General features: G+C 62.2%; 19 protein-coding genes. 15 read left to right on the top strand and 4 right to left on the bottom strand.

Annotation, left to right across the window (positions count from 1 at the left end; genetic code table 11):
• Positions 1-40: 40 nt before the first annotated feature.
• The 8 genes from BBJ66_RS16380 to BBJ66_RS16345 all read left to right on the top strand — a co-directional run bounded on the left by BBJ66_RS16380 (position 41) and on the right by BBJ66_RS16345 (position 6,672).
• Positions 41-1,558, top strand: a complete 1,518-nt coding sequence (locus BBJ66_RS16380; RefSeq protein WP_071088360.1) for an aldehyde dehydrogenase (NADP(+)) — start codon at positions 41-43, stop codon at positions 1,556-1,558.
• A 335-nt stretch (positions 1,559-1,893) separates the two neighbouring features.
• On the top strand, positions 1,894-3,414 hold the full coding sequence (locus tag BBJ66_RS16375) for an ABC transporter substrate-binding protein (protein ID WP_071088358.1): 1,521 nt from the start codon (positions 1,894-1,896) through the stop codon (positions 3,412-3,414).
• Between the two features lie 71 nt (positions 3,415-3,485).
• Positions 3,486-4,547, top strand: a complete 1,062-nt coding sequence (locus BBJ66_RS16370) for an Ldh family oxidoreductase (RefSeq protein ID WP_190238087.1) — start codon at positions 3,486-3,488, stop codon at positions 4,545-4,547.
• 170 nt (positions 4,548-4,717) lie between these two features.
• The gene (locus BBJ66_RS16365; RefSeq protein WP_049731042.1) at positions 4,718-5,008 is read left to right on the top strand and encodes a hypothetical protein; all 291 of its coding nucleotides are present in this window, start codon (positions 4,718-4,720) and stop codon (positions 5,006-5,008) included.
• A 37-nt stretch (positions 5,009-5,045) separates the two neighbouring features.
• Complete coding sequence (locus BBJ66_RS16360) at positions 5,046-5,453, top strand: hypothetical protein (protein WP_049731043.1); 408 nt, start codon at positions 5,046-5,048, stop codon at positions 5,451-5,453.
• A 67-nt stretch (positions 5,454-5,520) separates the two neighbouring features.
• The gene (locus BBJ66_RS16355) at positions 5,521-5,769 is read left to right on the top strand and encodes a hypothetical protein (RefSeq protein WP_049731044.1); all 249 of its coding nucleotides are present in this window, start codon (positions 5,521-5,523) and stop codon (positions 5,767-5,769) included.
• 317 nt (positions 5,770-6,086) lie between these two features.
• Positions 6,087-6,317 carry a hypothetical protein gene (locus BBJ66_RS16350; protein ID WP_071088354.1) on the top strand — a complete coding sequence of 77 codons (231 nt, stop codon included), beginning with the start codon at positions 6,087-6,089 and terminating at the stop codon, positions 6,315-6,317.
• Between the two features lie 94 nt (positions 6,318-6,411).
• Positions 6,412-6,672 (top strand): hypothetical protein, encoded by a 261-nt coding sequence (locus BBJ66_RS16345; protein WP_071088437.1) that lies wholly within the window; start codon positions 6,412-6,414, stop codon positions 6,670-6,672.
• Between the two features lie 24 nt (positions 6,673-6,696).
• Here BBJ66_RS16345 and BBJ66_RS16340 read toward each other — a convergent pair whose 3' ends face one another.
• Complete coding sequence (locus tag BBJ66_RS16340) at positions 6,697-7,767, bottom strand: LacI family DNA-binding transcriptional regulator (protein ID WP_071088352.1); 1,071 nt, start codon at positions 7,765-7,767, stop codon at positions 6,697-6,699.
• Positions 7,768-7,943: 176 nt separating this feature from the next.
• Between BBJ66_RS16340 and BBJ66_RS16335 the strand changes: the two genes are divergently transcribed.
• From BBJ66_RS16335 to BBJ66_RS16315, 5 genes are all read left to right on the top strand, one after another.
• Positions 7,944-8,771: an ABC transporter substrate-binding protein gene (locus BBJ66_RS16335; RefSeq protein ID WP_049731047.1), complete on the top strand. Its 828-nt coding sequence runs from the start codon at positions 7,944-7,946 to the stop codon at positions 8,769-8,771.
• 64 nt (positions 8,772-8,835) lie between these two features.
• Positions 8,836-10,374, top strand: coding sequence for an amino acid ABC transporter permease/ATP-binding protein (locus tag BBJ66_RS35635; protein ID WP_071088436.1), 1,539 nt, complete (start codon positions 8,836-8,838; stop codon positions 10,372-10,374).
• Positions 10,375-10,456: 82 nt separating this feature from the next.
• A complete protein-coding gene (locus BBJ66_RS16325) occupies positions 10,457-11,593 on the top strand; it encodes an NAD(P)/FAD-dependent oxidoreductase (RefSeq protein WP_071088350.1) in 1,137 nt (378 codons plus the stop codon).
• Positions 11,594-11,647: 54 nt separating this feature from the next.
• On the top strand, positions 11,648-12,160 hold the full coding sequence (locus BBJ66_RS16320; RefSeq protein ID WP_071088348.1) for a hypothetical protein: 513 nt from the start codon (positions 11,648-11,650) through the stop codon (positions 12,158-12,160).
• A gap of 147 nt (positions 12,161-12,307) precedes the next feature.
• Entirely contained in the window at positions 12,308-12,559 is a 252-nt protein-coding gene (locus BBJ66_RS16315) for a hypothetical protein (protein ID WP_049731050.1), read from the top strand.
• Positions 12,560-12,609: 50 nt separating this feature from the next.
• On the opposite strand, the gene BBJ66_RS16310 is transcribed toward BBJ66_RS16315, so the two are convergent.
• Entirely contained in the window at positions 12,610-15,114 is a 2,505-nt protein-coding gene (locus BBJ66_RS16310) for a methyl-accepting chemotaxis protein (protein ID WP_083335572.1), read from the bottom strand.
• Positions 15,115-15,329: 215 nt separating this feature from the next.
• Complete coding sequence (locus BBJ66_RS16305; RefSeq protein ID WP_071088343.1) at positions 15,330-16,058, bottom strand: endonuclease/exonuclease/phosphatase family protein; 729 nt, start codon at positions 16,056-16,058, stop codon at positions 15,330-15,332.
• A 116-nt stretch (positions 16,059-16,174) separates the two neighbouring features.
• Between BBJ66_RS16305 and BBJ66_RS16300 the strand changes: the two genes are divergently transcribed.
• On the top strand, positions 16,175-17,134 hold the full coding sequence (locus BBJ66_RS16300; RefSeq protein ID WP_071088341.1) for a lysylphosphatidylglycerol synthase domain-containing protein: 960 nt from the start codon (positions 16,175-16,177) through the stop codon (positions 17,132-17,134).
• Here the strand turns inward: BBJ66_RS16300 and BBJ66_RS16295 are convergent.
• Positions 17,081-18,610: a phospholipase D-like domain-containing protein gene (locus tag BBJ66_RS16295; RefSeq protein WP_071088434.1), complete on the bottom strand. Its 1,530-nt coding sequence runs from the start codon at positions 18,608-18,610 to the stop codon at positions 17,081-17,083. The genes BBJ66_RS16300 and BBJ66_RS16295 overlap by 54 nt on opposite strands.
• Positions 18,611-18,728: 118 nt before the next feature.
• Here BBJ66_RS16295 and BBJ66_RS16290 point away from each other — a divergent pair, with 118 nt between their 5' ends.
• Positions 18,729-19,973: a DUF763 domain-containing protein gene (locus tag BBJ66_RS16290; RefSeq protein WP_071088340.1), complete on the top strand. Its 1,245-nt coding sequence runs from the start codon at positions 18,729-18,731 to the stop codon at positions 19,971-19,973.
• Positions 19,974-20,078: the final 105 nt, after the last annotated feature.

Here is a 20,078-nt window from a genome sequence, read left to right as displayed (position 1 = left end):
CGCATCAGGACGGAGCGAGGCTCCACCGAGGAGGATAAGAATGAGCTGGACCCCTTCAGGCAGGCATCTCATTGCCGGCGAGTGGATTGCCGGAACGACGACATTTCGCTCCGAGCCGGCGCACGGCCCGGCCCATGACTTCGCGGTCGGGACGACGGAACTGGTCGACCGCGCGTGCCGCGCTGCCAAAGCCGCTTTTGCGGCGTTTTCAGCAAAGACATGCGAGGAGCGCGCCATTTTCCTCGAGACGATCGCCGAGGAGATCGACAGACGCGGCGAGGCCGTCACCCTCATCGGAACTCAGGAAACGGGGCTCCCGGAAGGCCGGCTCAATGGCGAGCGTGCCCGCACCACGGGCCAGCTCAAGCTGTTTGCCGAGCATATCCGCAAGGGCGCGCATCTCGACGCGCGTGTCGACGCGGCGCAACCCGATCGGCAGCCGGCGCCGCGGCCCGAAATCCGCCTGGTGCAGCGGCCGATCGGCCCGGTCGCCGTCTTCGGCGCCTCGAATTTTCCGCTGGCATTCTCGACGGCTGGCGGCGATACGGCAGCCGCGCTTGCCGCCGGCTGCCCGGTCGTGGTGAAGGGACATTCAGCTCATCCCGGCACCGGCGAGATCATTGCCGAGGCGGTCGCCGCTGCGATCGAGCGTACCGGAATGCCGGCCGGCGTCTTCAGCCTGATCCAGGGCGGGCGCCGCGATGTCGGCACGGCTCTGGTGACGCATCCCGCCATCAAAGCGGTCGGCTTTACCGGATCGCTTGCCGGCGGTCGTGCGCTCTTCGACCTTTGCGCCCAGCGCCCCGAACCGATCCCCTTTTTCGGGGAGCTCGGCAGCGTCAATCCGATGTTCCTGCTGCCGGCCGCGACCGCCGCCCGGGCTGAGGCGATCGGTTCAGGCTGGGCGGGCTCCCTGACGCTCGGAGCCGGCCAGTTCTGCACCAAACCCGGTATCGCCGTCGTGGTCGATGGGCCGGAGGCGGACAGGTTTGCCGGTGCCGCCAAGTCGGCTCTCGAAAAGGTGGCGCCACAGACGATGCTGACCCAAGGCATCGCAACCGCTTATCACGACGGTGTCGAGCGCATGCGGGCGAGCAATGCCGTCGCGCCGGTACTTTCTGTAAAGAGCGCCGGTCGGGACGCAGCCCCGAACCTGTTCGAGACCAATGGTTCGGCCTGGCTTGCCGATCATTCGCTCAGCGAAGAGGTGTTCGGTTCTCTCGGTCTGGTGGTGCGCGTCGGCTCGCCGGAAGAGATGCTCACCCTTGCCGAAAGCTTCCAGGGGCAGTTGACGGCGACGATCCATATGGACGACGCCGATCTTGGCCTTGCCCGCGACCTGCTGCCGATCCTCGAAAGGAAGGCGGGCCGATTGCTGGTCAATGGCTTCCCGACCGGCGTCGAGGTTGTCGATTCCATGGTGCATGGCGGTCCCTATCCGGCCTCGACCAATTTCGGTGCGACCAGCGTCGGGACCATGTCGATCCGCAGGTTTCTGCGCCCCGTCGCCTACCAGAATTTCCCCGCCGACCTGTTGCCCCAAGACCTGCGCAACTGAAACCGGGGAGCAACAAATTGATCGCCGCGACGAAACTTCGCGAGATCATTCGCCGGATTCGAGGCAGATCAATGCCTGCGCCGCTGACCGATCTTACCGATGAAGAGGTCGACATGCCGCGCGGACTGATTGCTTCGGCCGGCTAGAAACCAAGCGTTCCAGACATAGAGAGTGCCCGTGTTTCGGCCACCGCGCTTGATCGCTCCATTCAACTAGTATATTAGTGCATTTGCGCATTAGATTGGCTTTCTCAGGAGGAGGCGAGGGCCGGATCACCGGAAATAGGACGAAGATTCGCTGTAAGGAGCGCCGCCGGCGCATGGGAGGAGAACGAAATGAAACTGCATTTGGTTGCTGCCTGTATTTCAACCGCGATGATCGGGCTGAGCACTGGCTCGGCACACGCTGACGATGCCAAGAGCAACGTCACTGTCGTGCTTGCCGAGACCGTCGATGTCGTCGAGCCCTGCATGGCGGCGCGCCAGGACGTCGGCCGGGTCATGTCCGAAAACGTCAACGAGATGCTGGTCGAATTCGACTACGTCAATGGCGGCCTCAAACCCCGCCTGGCGACGGAGTGGTCGAAGATCGACGACGACACTTGGGAATTCAAGCTGCGCCCGAACGTCAAATGGCACGACGGCAAGCCGTTCACCGCCAAAGACGTCCAGTTCACGATCGAGCGCAACAAGAACAAGAAGCTCAGCTGTGAAACCGGCGGCAAATATTTCGGCGGCACGGAATTCAGCTTCGAGACGCCGGATGCCAACACGATCCGCATTACGACAATACCGGCCCAGCCGATTCTGCCGTTGCTGATGACGGTGATGGCCGTGGAATCGGCCGAGGCGACGCCTGCAGACGAATTCACCCGCAAGCCGATCGGCACCGGCCCCTATACGTTCGACAAATGGGAGATCGGCCAGTCGATCGTGCTGAAGCGCAATCCGGATTATTGGGGGGAGAAGCCCCAGGTCGAGCAGGCCACCTACCTGTTCCGCTCGGACAGCGCGGTCGCAGCCGCCATGGTCGATGCCGGCGAAGCCGATATCGTTCCGGCCGTATCGGTGCAGGATGCCACCAACAAGGAAACCGATTTCGCCTATCCGAATTCGGAGACGACATCGCTGCGCATCGATACCCGCGCAGCACCCCTCAACGACCGGCGCATACGCGAAGCGATGAATCTTGCCATCGATCGTCAGGCAATGCTCGGAACACTATTTCCCGAACAGGCGAAGATCGCCACGCAGCTCGTTGTGCCCACAACGATCGGCTACAATGCCGATATCCCCGCCTGGCCCTATGATCCTGAAAAGGCAAAGGAACTGGTCAAGGCGGCGAAAGCTGACGGCGTCCCGGTCGATCAAGAGATCCGCATCATCGGCCGCAACGGGCAATATCCCAACGCCACCGAAGCGATGGAAGCGATGATGGCCATGCTTCAGGACGTCGGTTTGAACGTCAAGCTCGACATGTACGACGTTTCCGTGTGGAACGGCTATTTCGTTGCACCTTTCGTCGCCGATTCCGGCCCGACATTGACCCAGTCGCAGCATGACAATGCCACCGGTGATCCCGTCTTCACCGCATTCGTCAAATACGCGACCGACGGCTCTCACTCCATGGTTCGGGATCCCACGGTCGACGCCCTCATCGCCAAGGCGACTTCAGCCACCGGCGACGAGCGCACAAAACTTTGGAAGGAGCTTTTCGCCAAGGTGAACACCGAGATCATCGCCGATATACCGATGTTTCATATGGTCGGCTTCACCCGCGTTTCGCCGCGTCTCGACTTCAAGCCGACGATCGCGACGAATTCCGAACTGCAGCTGTCGCAGATCCGCTTCAAGTAAGCTGGTTTGCGGATTGAAGCGCGGGCCGCCTTTTTCTGAATGGCCCGCGCCTTCCATGACATGACGGATGGATGCCTATGCCGCTGATTGACCGCATTGCCCTCACCCAATTCGCCGAGCAGATATTGATCCGCGCCGGGATGGAAGCCGACAAGGCCGAAACCACAGCCGCCGTCCTGGTGGAAGGCGACATGATCGGCCACGAAACGCATGGCGTCAGCCTTGTGAACTGGTATGTCGAAGCATTGGAGGACGGTTCGCTGGCGAAGTCCGGCAGCTACGAGGTGGTCAATGACCGCGGCGCAGCCTTTGTCTGGGACGGCAAATCCTTGCCGGGTGCGTGGCTCTTGACAAAGGCGATCGAGCAGGCCTGCGAACGTGTGCGCGATCGCGGCGTCGTCACCGCGGCAATCCGAAACTGCCATCATACCTGCGCTCTGTCAGCCTTCATGCGGCAGGTTACCGAGCAGGGCCTGATCGTGCAGCTGTCGGTATCGCATCCGGCGGCAAGCCGTGTCGCGCCCTATGGCGGCACCAAGCCGCTGCTGACGCCGAACCCGATGGCGGCCGGCTTCCCGACATCCGGGGATCCGATCCTGATCGACGTCTCGGCTTCGATCACCACTACGACGATGACGCAAAACCTGGCGAAGGCCGGCAGGAAATTCCCCGAAGCCTGGGCTTTCACCGCCGCAGGCGAGCCGACCGATGAGCCGCGCGAGGTGACCGAACGCGGTGGGACGATGATGCCGCTTGGCGGCCAGTTGAAGGGTCATAAGGGCTTTGGGCTCGGGCTGATCGTCGAGTTGCTGGGGCAGGGGCTTTCCGGCAAGGGACGGGCGAACGCGCCGCCTGGCGTCTTTTCGCAAAGCGCCTTTCTGCAGGTCATCGACCCCGCCTTTTTCGTCGGGCTGGATGCCTTTACCGCTCAGTCCGATTTTCTCGCCTCCGCATGCCGCAGCAACCCCTCCGCGCCCTGGAACAATGGCCCGGTCCGCATGCCGGGTGACAGCGCAGCCCGAAGACGCCGCTCGGCGTTGGAAGAGGGCGTGCCGGTCGGTGAGGCGGCATGGGAGAAGCTCTGTAAACATGCCGAGATCCTGGGCTTGCCGATCCCTGACGTCGTCGCCTGAAGGGGCACGGCCTTGCACGCGCCATGCCGCGCTGAAGGCGACCGTCATGACGTTAAGGACAACTTGTTCCGACGTCTCCATCCGATTCTGGAACAATCTCTGTCGTCTCCTGTTACATTGGCGAGTGATGGGTCAAGTGACGCGCAACGGACGGAACGGCTGGAGGTTCGATGAAAAGGAGTATGGGATTTGGGGTGGCCTTTGCCGTTATTCTGACGGGCTGCACGACCGGCGAAAGCAATTACGCGTCGGCGGGACTGGCCCCGATCCCCGGCAGCATCACCTACAATGGTCAGCCTCGCACGAAGTTGACGAAATCGCCCATAGGGTCTTCTTTCCCGCACAGCTTTACAGATCAATGGGGACGCCAGGTCGAGGAAATTTACATCATCCGGCCTGATCGCAGCTTGCTGATTGCAGAGCGCCACTATCGGCCGGTCTTCTCGCTCGATGACGACTAAAACAGGGTGATTTGAGGTTTGGGAAGGAGAATTGATCATGCCGCGACGCAAGAGCAATGAGACGGCCACCCTCGACACCAAGGGAGCCAAGATCGGTGAGCCTGTGCCGAAAGCCATCATCGATATCAACACGGCCTCTGTCGGCGTTCCCCGGCAGGCTGATCAGGATTTGCGTGAGGAGTTGAGCGCGCTGCGACAGCAAATCGACTCGCTCCAGCAGCAGATCCTCGGTGGCGTCCGATCGGTAAAGGGCGGTGCCGGGAAAGCGATGCGTCAGACGGAAGCGGCGGTGAAGCGCTATCCGGCCTCGACGCTCCTTGTCGTCGCGGCTGTCGCGGCTGGCTTCGCCTTCGCCGGACACCGCGCCTCTCTGCCGCGCCGCCGCCATCAATCGGCGCTGCGCGAGATGAGAGATTTCTACGACACGATCCGCGAGCGCATCTGACAAGATTTCGGGATTGTCAGTATTCCGATTATGCCCGAGACTTGGTCATTCAAGCGAGGGCAACTGCATGCTCGACATCATCATACGAAGCGCTCTTGATATTGTCGGGCGCACGGAGCGCCTGATCGAGGCCAGCAGGCGGCTGCTGGACGGTGAAGGTCTCGATGAAGTCGAGGTGTACGAACTCCATTACGAGATCGAACGGCTCGGGGATGCGGTTTTCGTCGTGGACGAAGCCATTCGCTCGCTCATGCGCACCGTCGAATGCTGGCCGCAGGCCGCCAGCGCCCATGGGATACACAGAACATTGCATTGATGGGCTGCCGGTGCTCCCCGCGAGAACAGACATTCCGCCAAGCCCGTTCCGGACTGGTTTTCGAGCTGTGATCTGCGTGTCACGCCGATGTCACGCGACCATGGAAACAATATGTGCTTGATCGGCGTCTGTAGTGTGAGGCCAAGTCTCCGACCTGGAGGCCGCCGGTTCGATTGCCGGAACGGACCGCTTGGTCGCTTGGTCGAATTTTGAGCGCATTGGAGACACTCGATGAGGGATGTGTTGTCGACTATCACGCGTATCCTGAGCTGGGGACGGCCGGGTCAATGCTGCCATCAATTTGCTGGAGCATCACGATGAGCTCGAAGCGCTCCAGGCGAAAATCTCAGCCCCACGAATTCATCTTTCCGGTTCACACACGCACGATCGCGCAGATCAGGTACGATAGCCTCAGCCGCGTCATGACGGTGGTCTATCACGACGGCCGCTCTACGACGACGACCGGTATACAAGGCCCGGCGATGCTGAGGATCCTCGCCCAGCGTCCGCTGGAGCGCTCTCCGTTTCTGTTGCAGACGGTCATCTGAAGCTGAAAGTCATCGCCGAAATCGGCGATCTTGCATCCATTTCCCGCGGGCTGCGTTTCATCTCCAATAGCCGAACCCAATGGAGGGAATGCCGATGATCTTTCCACCGCCGAAAACCGAAGCGCCTGCGCAACGCTTCAAAGAGGCGACCGATGCCGCGCGCGACGCATTGGAAAAGCTGATTGCAGCCGCCAATGAAGCCGGATGGGCAACCGAAGAGATAACCGCGGCGCTGCTTAAGGCCGCCCAGTTTCTAAGCGATGCCAACAAGAAAGATCCCGATCCGGCCGACGATCCCGTCAGCGACGCATCTGCCAGGCAGGAGCAGATCGGTCACGGCGAGCTCTATGACTAAAGCACGTCCGCTCTAGGCCGGATCTCACCGGCCGATCGTCGCAACGGAGCCGCGCAGGACGAGGCTGGTGGCGACGCGCAGACGTTCCACGGCAAGTGGGTTGCCCTCGATGCGGGCGACGAGCCGTTCGCCGGCGAGTTTGCCCAGTTCGTAGACGCGCTGGTCGATGATGGTGATCGGTGGAACGGTGACGCTGGTCCAGTCGGCGTCCAGAAATGAAATCATCGAGACATCCTCAGGGATCGACAGGCCGAGCGATTGCAGCGACTTGAAAATGCGCAAGCCGACGAGGCTGTCGGATGCCAACAGCGCCGTCGGCGGCGATATTTCCGAGAGCAGGCGTTTGATCACGGCATCCGTCTGATGCTGGTCCGTGGCGCCGAGCCGGATGTAATGAAGAGGGTTCGGCAAACCCGCCTCGGTCAGGGCGCTGACGAAGCCTTCCACGCGCTCACGCACGGCGGAATTCGAGATTCGCGCGATATCGGTGAGCCCGCCTTCCTCGGCTTCCATGGCCGAGACATAGGCGAGGCGGCGATGTCCCTGGCCGATCAGATGCCGGGTCGCGCTGAGTGCCGCCTCCCGGTCGTCGCCGGTCACTGCGTCGACATCGAGTTCCGGGATGGCCCGGTCGAACAGAACCAGCGGCACGCCGGCGCGGCGGACATGCTGCAGGTGATCGAGGCGGTCGCAGCGGGCCGGCGTGACGATCAGCCCATCGACGCGCTTGCCGATCAGCAGATCGACGGCCGATTTTTCCGCTTCGAGCTGTTCGCCAGAATTGGCGATGATGACGTTGAAGCCCGCGAGGCGCGCCGCATCGCTGATGCCGCGCACCGCCAGGCTGAAAAAAGCGTTCTCGATATCGCCGACAACGACGCCGATGATGCCTGAGCGTCCGGTGCTCATGCTCCGGGCGAGCTCGTTCGGGCGGTATTCGAGTGCCGCCGCCGCCGCCATCACCTGATCCTTGATCTTGTCGCTGACGACACCATAGCCGCCGAGCACGCGGGCGGCCGTCGCCTTCGAGACCTTTGCGGTCTTGGCGACGTCGGCGACCGTGACTGACCGTTTCGGGTGAGCGGAATCTTCCATGAATCGAGGACTACAAGAGTTGTTGACGACCGGTCAATTGATAGATATCAAATATGTCGTGAGACCGGTCTCTTTATATGAGAGACCGGTTTCTACTCCACAGTCCCCGCTGCTGATGCGCGGCCGGGCGAACCAATATGCCGATAAGAGCATTCCTTTCAGAGCGGAGAACGACGATGAAGCCTTTTCAATCATTTGCGGCCACGCTTGCCCCATTGCGGGCCGGCATTCTGACATGCCTTCTTGCTGTGGGGGCGGGCTCTGCGGCTGCGGCCGACAATCCCTATAACCTCATCGAGGCCGGGGTGATCAGCGTCGGCACGATGGGTGATTCCAAGCCCTATACGTTTGCGACGGCGGACGGCCAGTTCACCGGTTTCGATATCGAACTGTTTCTCAACGTCGTCTCCCGACTCGGCTTTCCGAAAGACAAGGTGACGTTCACGGGCCAGGAATTTTCGGCACTGCTGCCGTCGGTGGCAAACGAACGGTTCGATGTTGCCGTTGCAGCGATCGGAACCACCGAAGCCCGCAAGAAGACCGTCGATTTTTCCGACGGCTATCTTGCCGGTTACCTCTCGGTCCTGACTGCCGATGCCGGCATCAAGGACGCCGACGGGCTTAAGGGCAAGCGCCTCGGTGTCGTGCAGGGAACCTTGCAGGAAGTCTATGCGGCCAAGAATTTCGGCGAAACCGATCTGGTGAAATTCCCCGACAACAATTCCGCCGTCGCCGCCCTCAACAACGGAACGGTCGATGCGCATTTTCTCGATTACGAGGCCGCCAAACAATATGGCGAGCGCTATCCCGCGCTGAAGGTTGCGGTCAACATCCCATCCTTCGATGCGCCGGCGGGCTTCGTGATCCGCAAGGGAAATGACGCCTTCCGCACGGCGCTGAACGGTGCCCTTCACGACGCGATGCAGGACGGCACCTGGAAGAGCCTCTACGAAAAATGGTTCCCGGGCTCGCCGATGCCGGACCAGTATCTTCCCAAGAAGTAAGCCCGCCAGCCGTCCGCTTCGGCGGACGGCGTCATGCCCTGCACGGGCTTCGATGGGGATCTCGATGAACTGGCTTGAAAATCTGCACCGCAGCTTCCTGGATTGGGAGGCCATGGCGGAAGTGCTGCCGAGCATGATCAGCGTCGGCCTGAAGAATACCCTGATCCTGGCTGCCGCCTCGACCGTGCTCGGCGTCGTCATCGGCATGGCTCTCGCCGTCATGGGCATCTCGCAATCCCGCTGGCTGCGGCTGCCGGCGCGCATCTACACCGATATCTTTCGCGGGCTGCCGGCAATCGTCACGATTCTGATCATCGGGCAGGGTTTTGCCCGGATCGGGCGGGAGATCTTCGGTCCGTCGCCATTCCCGCTCGGCATCCTGGCGCTGAGCCTGATCGCCGGGGCCTATATCGGCGAGATTTTCCGGTCGGGCATCCAAAGCGTCGAGCGCGGCCAGATGGAAGCCTGCCGCGCGCTTAGCATGAGCTACGGGCAGGGCATGCGCCTGATCGTCATCCCGCAAGGCATCCGGCGCGTTCTGCCGGCGCTGGTCAACCAGTTCATCGGAAACGTCAAGGATTCCAGCCTCGTCTATTTCCTCGGATTGCTCGCCTCCGAGCGGGAGATCTTCCGCGTCGGCCAGGATCAGGCTGTCGTCACCGGCAATCTGTCGCCCTTGTTGCTGGCGGGTCTTTTCTATCTCGTCATCACCGTGCCGCTCACGCATTTGGTCAATTACATCGATGCGAGACTGCGGCTCGGAAAACAAGGCCGCGGCTCGGGTGTTGCGAGCGGTTTGGCCGAGGTGAGCGAGTTGCAGGCCGCTGCCGGCCCGCCGTCCGCGACCATGTCTGTCGGGGAGACGGAACCGCGCTTCAAGGGCGGCGCCCTGAACATCCGGGATCTCAGCATGGCCTATGGCGATCTCGAGGTGCTGAAGGGTGTCGATCTCGACATCGCCGCCGGGACCGTCACCTGCATCATCGGCCCCTCCGGCTCGGGCAAATCGACGCTGCTGCGCTGCATGAACAGGCTGGTGGAACCGAAAGCCGGTGACATCCTGCTCGACGGCGACAGCATTCTGGCCATGAAACCGGAACGGCTGCGCCGGCGGGTGGGGATGGTGTTCCAGCACTTCAACCTGTTTCCCGATCACACAGCCCTTGAGAACGTCATGCTTTCCCTGACGAAGATCAAGAAGATGCCGAGACAGGAGGCGCTGCGCATCGCCGAGGCGCGTCTGGCCGAGGTCGGTCTTGCCGAGCGCAGGGATCATCGCCCGGCCGGCCTATCGGGCGGGCAGCAGCAACGCGTCGCCATCGCGCGTGCTCTCGCCATGGATCCGGAGCTTATCTTGTTCGACGAAGTGACGAGTGCGCTCGATCCCGAACTGGTCAAGGGTGTTCTCGACCTGATGGCGGCTCTCGGCCGCCAGGGCATGACCATGGCCGTCGTTACGCATGAAATGGGATTTGCGCGCAGGGTGGCCGATCAGGTGGTCTTCATGGACGAGGGCCGTATCGTCGAGGCCGGCTGCCCGCAGCAGATCTTCGACCATCCCAAAAGCGAGCGGCTGAAGCGCTTCCTTGCGGAAGTCCTCTAACCCCTGAGGCGAGGCATGCCGCCGGCTCTCACGACGGATGCGTTGGAATTCGTTCGACATAGCAGGAAACAAGGTTATCGACATGAATGCTTCCCCAAAACCTTCGAATGTCGTCGTCATCGGTGGCGGCATATTCGGCGTCTCGACGGCTGTCCATCTCGCTCGCCTCGGGATCGCCACCGTACTCGTCAGCGACGGGCCGCTTGCCAATGGCGCTTCCGGCCGTTCGCTCGCCTGGCTCAATTCGGCCCGGAAACGCTCCGATGCCTATCACCGGCTGCGCCTCGCCGGCATCGACCGTTATCGCACCCTTGCTGCCCGGTATCCGGATGCGCCCTGGCTCCGCTTCGATGGCGGCCTGACCTGGGATGCCGATGACGCCGGCAATGAGATCGCCGAGGTCTTCGACTTCGAGCGCGATCTCGGCTATCACGCGCAATGGCTGGCCCAGGAAAATATTGCCGACGCGACGCCCGGCGTCGACACCGGCGCGGTGACACCGCAGGGTGCGATCTTCAATCCCGGGGAAGGCTGGGTCGATCTTCCCTCGCTGATCGGCCTTCTGGCGGAGGAGTTCCGTTCGCTCGGCGGCCAGGTCGTGACGGACGCCGGGCGCGCAACGATTGACGTCGACGGCGCCCGCGTCTGCGGCGTGAGCGCAGCGGACGGCAGGCGCTGGGACGCGGAGTCCGTGCTGCTTGCCGCCGGCGGCGACGTTCCGGCAATCGTCGCCGAAGCCGGCCAGCATATCGACGACGCAACGCCGGTCGCCCTTCTCGTCAGGACCAAGCCGATCCGCCATTCGCTGAAGGCCGTGCTCAACACCCCCCGCATCGCCATCCGACCGACGCCCAATGGCGGTTTTGCGCTCGATTCCGCCTGGTCCGAGGAAGAGGTCGGCGTGAAGCCGGACGGCAGCTATGACGTCAGACAATCGACGCTGGATGGGCTGCTGCGCGAGGCGTCGAAAGTTCTCGAAGGCAATCCGACGCTCGAGATCGACGATTACGGGGTCGGCCCGAAGCCCATTCCGGGCGACGGCGAGCCGGTCTTCGGCGAACTGCCGTCGATCTGGGGTTATTTCGTTGCCTTCAGCCATAGTGGCGCCACCCTCGGCCTGATCGCCGGCGAACTGCTGGCGGACGAGATCGCCACCGGACGCCGTCATCCGCTGCTGGCGGAGTTTCGGCCGGAGCGTTTCAGCGCATCGCGGCCGTGATGGATCAAATAGAGCCATCGAGCGTTCTGCCGAGGAAACAACGGGAGACGCATCATGTTTAAAGGCGAGCCCGCCGGTGTCGGCGCGGAAGAGAGACACGACGATGTCGATGCGCGGATGGCGAACGGAGAGGAGACGACCATCAATCCGAACCTTATCCGGCGTGAGGGGTTCGCGAGCGAGGCCGAATACGAGGCCTACCTTGCCACGCTTGGCCGGGATGCTTTGACTTCGGCCGAAGCTTATATCGAGGAACCGTTCCTGGCATCAGAGGAGCATGTTCTGGAAAGTCGGTTGCGGGAGCTGAGGGAGGAGCTCGAAAACCTCCAGGCCCGCCTTCATGTAATCAGAGATCAGACTGCGGCCGTCGTGACTGAAAACGTCCGATGGGCAGATGCCAGCGCCCATGCCCAGCTCGGCAATCAGCCGTGGCTGAAGCTCGCCGGCGCGATGGCTGCGGCATTCGTCGTCACGCGGGGTATCAGGCGACTGCCCCTCGGGACCGTCGCGACCACGGCGCTGCCCTTGGTCGCCGCCGCTATGAACCGGAAATTCGCCAGAGGATGACGTTCAAAGCCCCAAGCGAAATCTGCACCTGTCTGCCCATTTGGAACCGGCTTCCGCATATGGCCGATCGGGTCTGGGATCGTCATGAAACCGGCGTCATCTTCTTGCCGAAGTGTTCGTGACATTTTACGTCTTAAGGAGGCGAGCATGCCTGGACATGACGACCGCTATATCGAGATTACGACACGTCTTCGCTCGGTACGATCGTTCTGCGACTTCCTCTCGCAGGGCGGAATCGTCCGCGTCGCCTTGAAGGACGGCGCTCCCTATAAAGACGTCACGGCCGTACTCCTGGAACGGAAGCGCAGGGAGGCGGAAGCGCTCGATCGCACCCGCCGGCGGCTCTATCCGGAGCTCTCGGATGAAGAGGTGATGCCGCCGCTCTACAGTCGTCACTGACGCGCCCGCCCATCAGGGGCCAAGCGGCTACCAAGCAGAACGGGGCCTCACTATGCAGCGTTCGCGCGACGCGCCTCTGTTTCATCCAATTGGAATTGGTCGATCAGCTGCAGCAGCGTCTTCGTCTCGTCGGCAAGTTCCTTCGTCGCTGCGCTCGTTTCCTCGACCATGGCCGCGTTCTGTTGCGTCATCTGATCCATCCGGTTGACGGAGGAATTGACCTCGTGCAGGGCGTTGTACTGTTCCCTGCTCGAGCGGGCAATGACGTCCATCTGCTCCGATGCGGTGACCACTTTCGCGGAAATGCTTTCGAGGACTTCGTTTGTTTCGCGCACGACCCGGGCCCCGTTGGTGATCTCCGCCCGCGAGCGCCCAATCAGCTGTTTGATCCGCTGGCCGGCCTCGGCGGAGCGCTGGGCGAGATCGCGGACTTCCTGGGCGACCACCGCAAAGCCTTTTCCAGCCTCGCCGGCGCGGGCTGCTTCGATGCCGGCATTGAGCGCGAGCAGGTTCGTCTGGAATGCGATCTCATCGATGACGCCGATGATCTGTACGATCTCGTCGGAAGCCGCTTCGATCTTGCCCATCGCGTCGATCGCACTGGCCACGACCTCGGATGAGGAATCGGCCGTCTCTTTGGTGTCGGTGATGATCTGACGGGCATCGTCGGCGCAGGCCGCGGACGAACGAACCGTCGTGGTGATCTCTTCAATGGCTGCGGCGATTTCCTCAAGCGCGACGGCCTGCTGTTCGGTGCGCTTTGCAAGGTTGCTCGCCGACAGATCCATCTGGCCGGCATTGCCTTCGATCATCCGGGTGTTGGTGCGGATCTGGTCGATCGTTTCCTGCAGGCGAAGCAGCGACGCATTGAAATCGTTGCGGAGTTGCTCCAGCCGGCCGAAGAAGGGCGTTGTGATCGTCTGCGAAATGTCGCCGCGCGCCAGGCGCCCGAGGCCATCGGCCAGTGCTGTCACCGCAAAGTCGATCTGCTGTTCGACCGTGCGTTTTTCCTCGTCGTTGCGATGCCTTTCCTCCTCGGCCCGCGTCCGTTCGATCTCGCTGCGCTCCTCGATCTCGACCTTGGCGATGGCATTGTTCTTGAAGATGCCGAGCGCGCGGGCCATGTCGCCGATTTCATCGGCCCGGCTTTCGCCGGTGATCGACGTTTCGAGCTTGCCGTCGGCGAGCCGCCGCATGGCCGAGGTGATCTGGTTGATCGGGCTTTTGAGCGTCACCGTCAGCCCGACCCCGGCGAGGATTGCGATCACCACGCCGAGGATCGTCGTTCCCAGAGACATGGAATTGGCATCGGTGCGTTCTGCGGCGGCGTTCTGCCGCTGCATTTCGGCAAAAGCCGTCAACTGCGACCACATGCCGTCGACATCGGCGGCGGCGGCGCGGAATTCGTCCTGGCGCTGGGCGCTGATGCGGACGAGGTCGGTGGCGGCTTTCTGCATTTTGTCCAGCGCCGGCAGCAGCTTCGGTTTGAGATTGTCGAATTGCGCAACCCCGCCGGCATTGGAAACCAACGTATCCAAGCCCTTCCTGACGGCCATGATTTCTTGCAACAGCCGCTGAAGATTGGCATCCGTGGGCGCAAGCGTCAGTTTCGCCATGACGATCTGGATCACGTAGGCAGAGGTGGTCAGTTTCTGGCCGTCTCTCTGACCGGTCTTGGCGCGCTCGACCGATTTGGCGGTGTCGGCCGCCTTATCCGTTACCGTCTTCAGCCGGCGTGCGGCGACCGCCTGCAATTCGGGCAGCCTGGCGACGATCTGACCCATCGCATCCTTGAGGCCGGCTGCACGCTCCTCGGCCTGGCCGGCGGTTTCGACAAGCGGCTTCAAGGCGGCAATGGCATCGTCGATCGTCTTTTTGGCCTCCGGCGCCTCGCCGCCCAGCGCCATCCCCACGATGCGCTGCTGCCGGGCGAGTTCCTCCATGTCGGGGCTGCCGATCGGGCCGGCGGCTTGAGCCTTGTCGGTCAGCGACTGGGCGAAGGAGGCGAAGTCCGATATGCGCTGTGCGTCGCCCAGCCTATTGCGGGCTTCGTCTTCCTGGCTGTCGGCAGCACGCTGGAGAACCTTGGCACCTTCAACGATATCCGTCTGGGACGACACGACGACGCTCTGCGCCTTCTGGAGATCGGCAAGCAATGCTGCCCGGCTCTCCTGAAGCTGCCACAGAGTATCCATGCGAGCGGAAATTCCGTCGATGGAAGACAGCGTCTGCTCCAACTCCTGCTGGCCGCTGCGATCGGCGGCGAGCCGGTCGAGACCGGATTTCAATAGAGTGCGCTGATCGGCAAGCCTGGCGGTAACGGCATCCCGGTTTTCCTGCGTGGCATTGGCAAGGAAGTCGGCCATTGCGGCGGACAGATTGCGAAAGCCGCTCAAGGACTGCAGGACGGAGTTGGAAATATCCATCCGCCCCTGAAGCAGGCTCGATGCATAAAAGCCCATGGCGCCCACGGCCATGATGCTCACGATGAACGGAACGATGAAAACCATCACCTGCGTCTGAATGCGCACACGTGACAACAGCCTGCCCAACATCAACCCCTCCCTCTTCCCCAGGAGCGCAGTCGATTTCGAGTGAAAGTCCTGATCCGCTCGAACCGACTACACATCCGCCTCTCAGAGACACGACATTGGCGGAATGAATATTCCATATCACATTATATGTGAAACATTCGTTTCAATGTCGCCACGAGCAATGGTCAATGTCGTTTTTCAACGGATATCGGCCCGGTCGCGCGCGACAGCAGCGATCAGGCGAAAGCAATTTCCGCAAGCAGAGGAAGGTGGTCTGAAGCGACCCTTGCCAGGCGGTTATCCAGAACCGTCGCCTGTTTGACGATGAGATCGTCGGTGACGAAGACGTGGTCGATACGCATCAGCGGGTAGCGGGAGGGAAATGTCGCTCGCGGCCTGACATTGCCTGCGAGCTGGGCGTCCTGCAACGACCGCGTGGCAAGTCGGTACGTCGCCGATGACGGAATGGCGTTGAAGTCGCCGCAGAGGATGGTGGGGAGAGCTTCGTCCGCCGTTCCGCGCAGCCAGCCCGAGTTCAACAGCGTCGTCATCTGCCGCATGCGCTCGCGGCCGCGAAGGCCGAGATGGGTGTTGACGACCAGTAGTTTTCTGCCGCCGACCTGGATTTCAACGGAAAGGGCGCCGCGTTGCTCGCCGATGGAGGGCAGCGGACCGGCCTTGACCGCGCCGGTCGGCAAGGCGGTGATGATCGCATCGCCATACTGCTCTTCGGCAACCGACAGCGCCGGATGGAAATGCGCCTGCATTTTCAGAAGTGAGGCGATCGTATGGGCCTGGTCGATGCCGCCGGTCCTCTGCCTGAGGACATCGACCTCCTGGAGAGCGACGATGTCGGCTTGCGCCTCGGCGATGACCGAAGCGATGCGCCCGGGATCGAGCTTGCGGTCGCTGCCGATACAGCTGTGGACGTTGTAGGTCAGGAGTTTGATGGATTTTTCCGGCATGGGCCCGTTGAAGCTCGTCCCCTGGGGACATGGATGCGGTTCCCCGGGGGAACACAAAACTCGTTTGATCGTTCCAGATTATCGGCCCATCACGCTCGCACTCCTGAGGACAATCGATGAGTTTGAAAAGCATGATCTGGAAGGGACTGTTCGTTGCCGCCCTTTGTCTTGCGGCCTTTCTTCTCTATCGCATCTTCCAACAGTACAGCCTCGACCAGATCGTCCAATCGGTTCGCAGCATACCGCTTTCAAGCTTTTCCGCAGCGCTTCTCTTTGCTGCCGCCTCCTACCTATGCCTTGGCTGTTTCGATCTCCTGGCGATCCGTTCGCTCGGCAAATCCTTGCCTTATCCAAAAATTGCGTTGGCTTCGTTCATCAGCCTGTCGCTCGGCCACAATATCGGATTTGCCGGACTGAGCAGCGGCGCCTTCCGCTACCGCTTTTATTCGCGCTGGGGGCTGACGACTGAGGACGTGGCGAAGATCATCCTGTTCTGCGGCGTCACGGTCGGGCTCGGACTGATCACGCTCGGCGGTCTTGCGCTGATCGTCAATCCGGGTGATGCCGGGCGCCTGCTGCGGCTTGATCCGGCCAATGTGCGCATCTTCGGCCTGCTGGCGCTCATCGTGCCGGTCGTCTATGCGGGGCTGGCGTTTTTCGTCCGCGGCAGGTTGCGGCTCTGGCGCTGGTCGTTTCAGTTGCCGCGGTTTTCGATTGCCGTCGCGCAGATCGGCATCGGGACGCTCAACTTCATGCTCGTTTCCGCCTGCCTGCACCAGATGCTCTCGGCCTTCGGCGACGTCGCCTTCTTCAGGTCGGTGACGGCCTATGTGCTGGCCAATTCGGCAATTCTCGCAACCCATGTTCCAGGCGGACTCGGTGTGCTCGAGGCGACCGTCTCCTATGCCGTGCCGACGGAGGCCTCGATCGGCGCATTGATCGCGTTCCGCTGCGCCTATTTCTTCATTCCGCTGGCGCTCGGCACGACGCTTCTCGTCATCACCGAGATCGTCTTCCGAAGATCACGCGGGGCGGATGAGGAGGCGGATGAGGGCGCCGAGGCCCAGTCGGTGTAAGAGTAGGAAAGGGCGGGCCGGGTCGAAGAACCCGGTGCCTCTGACCGGTGAGATGCTGCCGGAAAGCTCGACGGCAAATTCTCTCAGACACCGGGTGCCGTCATTCTGCGCGTCGATCGCTTCGATCACCGAGCCGTTTTGCGCGTAGGCCGCCGCAAAACTCGCGGTGCTCGTTCCGAGATATTCCGCCAGCAGACGATTGCGCAGCTCCGCGATCGCGCGGCGGTGTTCGTCCGTTGCGGCGTGAAACAATATATCGCATTCCGAATCCAGGCCTTCGGAGCGATTGTTGAGATTGGAGGAGCCGATGCGCACCAGCTCGTCGTCGGCGATCATCAGTTTGGAATGGATCAGCACTTCGACCTCGTCGACCGTCGGCCCGGGCACTTTCGGCCCGGGCACGATTGGCCCGGGCACGACGGGGAAATAGACCCGCAGCCGGCTCGCACGATCGGCTCGTTTGAGAAGGCGGATGACGCGGTCGCGATTGCCGCCCATGATAAGTTTTTCGATCAGCCCGTGAGAACTGCGCGTGCAGATGATGACGACCTCGGGACCGTCTTCCTCCTGCAGCCGTGCGGCAATGGCATCGGCGACCCGGAAGGAGGCGAGATATTGCGCCTCGATATAAAGCAGGCGTCGTGCTCGGGAGATGATATCCAATGTCGAGGCGATGCCGCCGCTGATGCCGGCGCGCAAGGTCGTCGACGGCTCCGTCAGCGCGAAGCTCACCGGGATTTCCCGCAGCGAAACGGCAAGATCGCCCGGCCAGGGGAAGGGTGCGCGCTCGGCAGGCGGCAGGTGTTTTTCGCCGGTGGCATTTTCCCAGCGCCGCCTGGCGATATCGCCGATCAGCCGGGCAGCGTCGCCCGTGAGCATCGCCTGCACGTCATGCAGCGGGTCGTAGGAAACGCCCTCGGGGTCACGCCGGCGCTTGTCCCTGGCGCGATGGCGCTTGGTATCCCATCGCCGCGACGTCAGGTCGATGCCGCCGATGAAGGCGACCGCGTCGTCGATGCAGACGAGCTTCTCATGATGGCAGCCGCGAACGGCACCTTGAAGGTCGAAACGCAGGTCGATCCTGGCATTCCTCGGGAAGTTCTTCTTGCGAAGCACCTGCAGGGATTTTTCCGAATAGACCGGCCCGAGCGCCCAGATGAGGATGCGTATTTCGAGCTCGGGATTGGCTGCTGCAAGCGCATGCAACAGGTCTGCCAAAGTCTCGTCGGATTTTTCCGGTTCCAACGGGATGTCGGGATTGAAATCCCAGCCGACGATCCAGATCCTGCGCCGTGCCTGCCGCAGCGCCCGCGACACTTCGGCGAAATATCTGTTGCCGTTGATCAGGAAGGCCACCTTCTCGGCCTTGCCGTCCAGGCGCAAAGCGCTGTCATTCTGTTTTTCGCGGCCGTCCGGCCGTTGTGATTTTGCCTGGGGCAGGCTCGGGTGATTGAAGACGGTCTCGAATGCGGTCATGATTGCCTCGGCCTTTAACTGCGAAAACAAACGCCTGGAATATTTTTGGGTTCCGTGCGGCGCTTGAGGCGGCGGCCGGACTGACTTCGTCCGGCGATGGAAGCGTAAGGAAACGAGAATGTCACAACGAGCAGGCAGCGCCGATCTTCCCCTTCATGGGGGACGTGTGCCGCATTGGCTCGGCGACCGGATGACACGGCTGGGAGCCCTGATCACCGAAGCGATCGTGCATCACTACGGCCGCGACGAATTCCTGCGCAGGCTCGCCCACCCTTTCTGGTTCCAGTCCTTCGGCGCTGTGATGGGCATGGACTGGCATTCCTCCGGCATCACCACCAGCGTTCTCGGCGCGCTGAAGCGCGGGCTGAAACCGCGCGCCGGCGAGCTCGGCCTGCATGTCTGCGGCGGCCGCGGCGCGCATTCGCGCAAGACCCCGCAGGAACTCGTCTCGATCGGCGAGCGCGTCGGCTTCGATGGCGAAGGCCTGGCGACGACGAGCCGTCTTATCGCCAAGGTCGACAGCGCTGCCCTTCAGGATGGGTTCGATCTTTACCTGCACGGCTTCATCGTCGCCGATGACGGCCGTTGGGTGGTCGTGCAGCAGGGCATGAACGGCGACAGGCGGCAGGCCCGGCGCTATCACTGGCTATCGGAAGGGCTGGAGAGTTTCGTTGACTCGCCGCATGCGGCAATCGAGGGCAGGAGCCAGGGCACGATCGTCAATCTGGCCGACAGGCGCGCCGAGCGCTCGCGGCGCGGCCAGCTCGATCTGCTGGCGACGCTCGGTCCCGACCGGATCGTCCGCGAGGCGGCCGCGCTGCGGCGTGCCGATCAGCCGGCGCCCGAGCCGGCCGCTCAGCCGATGCTGCCGCACCTGATCATGCCGGCCCATCACGACGTCCGCGAGAGCGACGTCAACATGCGGCGCCTGCACGGAAATCTCGCCGCCGCTGCCGATCGCGGGCCGGCGGATTTCGAAGAGCTGCTGCTTGTTCCCGGTGTCGGCGCCCGCACGGTGGAGGCGCTGGCCATGGTGGCCGAAGTCGTCCACGGCGCGCCCTGCCGTTTTTCCGATCCGGCGCGCTTTTCGATCGCTCATGGCGGCAAGGACCGCCATCCCTTCCCGGTTCCGCTCAAGGTCTATGACGAAACGATCGGCGTGATGAAATCGGCGGTGCAGAAGGGCAGGCTCGGACGCGAGGAGGAACTGCAGGCGCTTAAGCGCCTCGATGACCAATCCAGGCAGATGGAACGCTATGTGACAGGTCCTGACCTCAAGGAAATCATCGCCGGCGAATTTCGCCAATCCGCCGATTTCGGCGGCCGCAGCGTCTTCGGCTGGGAGGAGCCGCCCGCAGAGTAGGGCACCCCTCTATGCCGCTAGAACAGCATGATTTTAGGCCCGTTTGGCTAAAATCTGGATCCTGTTCTACATTAAAGAGTAGAGCATGATGTCGCCCGAAAACCG

Source organism: Rhizobium sp. RSm-3 (assembly GCF_001854685.1).
In the GTDB taxonomy this organism is placed as follows: domain Bacteria; phylum Pseudomonadota; class Alphaproteobacteria; order Rhizobiales; family Rhizobiaceae; genus Rhizobium; species Rhizobium ecuadorense.
Note: the sequence above shows the minus strand (reverse complement) of the source record. Positions and strands in the feature narration are given on the sequence as shown.

Bases quoted from the DNA above. Each gene is read 5' to 3' on its own strand.
- BBJ66_RS16290 (WP_071088340.1), top strand. From the start codon at position 18,729: ATGTCACAACGAGCAGGCAGCGCCGATCTTCCCCTTCATGGGGGACGT.
- BBJ66_RS16300 (WP_071088341.1), top strand. From the start codon at position 16,175: ATGAGTTTGAAAAGCATGATCTGGAAGGGACTGTTCGTTGCCGCCCTT.
- BBJ66_RS16325 (WP_071088350.1), top strand. From the start codon at position 10,457: ATGAATGCTTCCCCAAAACCTTCGAATGTCGTCGTCATCGGTGGCGGC.
- BBJ66_RS16305 (WP_071088343.1), bottom strand. From the start codon at position 16,058: ATGCCGGAAAAATCCATCAAACTCCTGACCTACAACGTCCACAGCTGT.
- BBJ66_RS16365 (WP_049731042.1), top strand. From the start codon at position 4,718: ATGAAAAGGAGTATGGGATTTGGGGTGGCCTTTGCCGTTATTCTGACG.
- BBJ66_RS16375 (WP_071088358.1), top strand. From the start codon at position 1,894: ATGAAACTGCATTTGGTTGCTGCCTGTATTTCAACCGCGATGATCGGG.
- BBJ66_RS16355 (WP_049731044.1), top strand. From the start codon at position 5,521: ATGCTCGACATCATCATACGAAGCGCTCTTGATATTGTCGGGCGCACG.
- BBJ66_RS35635 (WP_071088436.1), top strand. From the start codon at position 8,836: ATGAACTGGCTTGAAAATCTGCACCGCAGCTTCCTGGATTGGGAGGCC.
- BBJ66_RS16350 (WP_071088354.1), top strand. From the start codon at position 6,087: ATGAGCTCGAAGCGCTCCAGGCGAAAATCTCAGCCCCACGAATTCATC.
- BBJ66_RS16295 (WP_071088434.1), bottom strand. From the start codon at position 18,610: ATGACCGCATTCGAGACCGTCTTCAATCACCCGAGCCTGCCCCAGGCA.
- BBJ66_RS16335 (WP_049731047.1), top strand. From the start codon at position 7,944: ATGAAGCCTTTTCAATCATTTGCGGCCACGCTTGCCCCATTGCGGGCC.
- BBJ66_RS16380 (WP_071088360.1), top strand. From the start codon at position 41: ATGAGCTGGACCCCTTCAGGCAGGCATCTCATTGCCGGCGAGTGGATT.
- BBJ66_RS16315 (WP_049731050.1), top strand. From the start codon at position 12,308: ATGCCTGGACATGACGACCGCTATATCGAGATTACGACACGTCTTCGC.
- BBJ66_RS16340 (WP_071088352.1), bottom strand. From the start codon at position 7,767: ATGGAAGATTCCGCTCACCCGAAACGGTCAGTCACGGTCGCCGACGTC.
- BBJ66_RS16345 (WP_071088437.1), top strand. From the start codon at position 6,412: ATGATCTTTCCACCGCCGAAAACCGAAGCGCCTGCGCAACGCTTCAAA.
- BBJ66_RS16310 (WP_083335572.1), bottom strand. From the start codon at position 15,114: ATGTTGGGCAGGCTGTTGTCACGTGTGCGCATTCAGACGCAGGTGATG.
- BBJ66_RS16320 (WP_071088348.1), top strand. From the start codon at position 11,648: ATGTTTAAAGGCGAGCCCGCCGGTGTCGGCGCGGAAGAGAGACACGAC.
- BBJ66_RS16370 (WP_190238087.1), top strand. From the start codon at position 3,486: ATGCCTATGCCGCTGATTGACCGCATTGCCCTCACCCAATTCGCCGAG.
- BBJ66_RS16360 (WP_049731043.1), top strand. From the start codon at position 5,046: ATGCCGCGACGCAAGAGCAATGAGACGGCCACCCTCGACACCAAGGGA.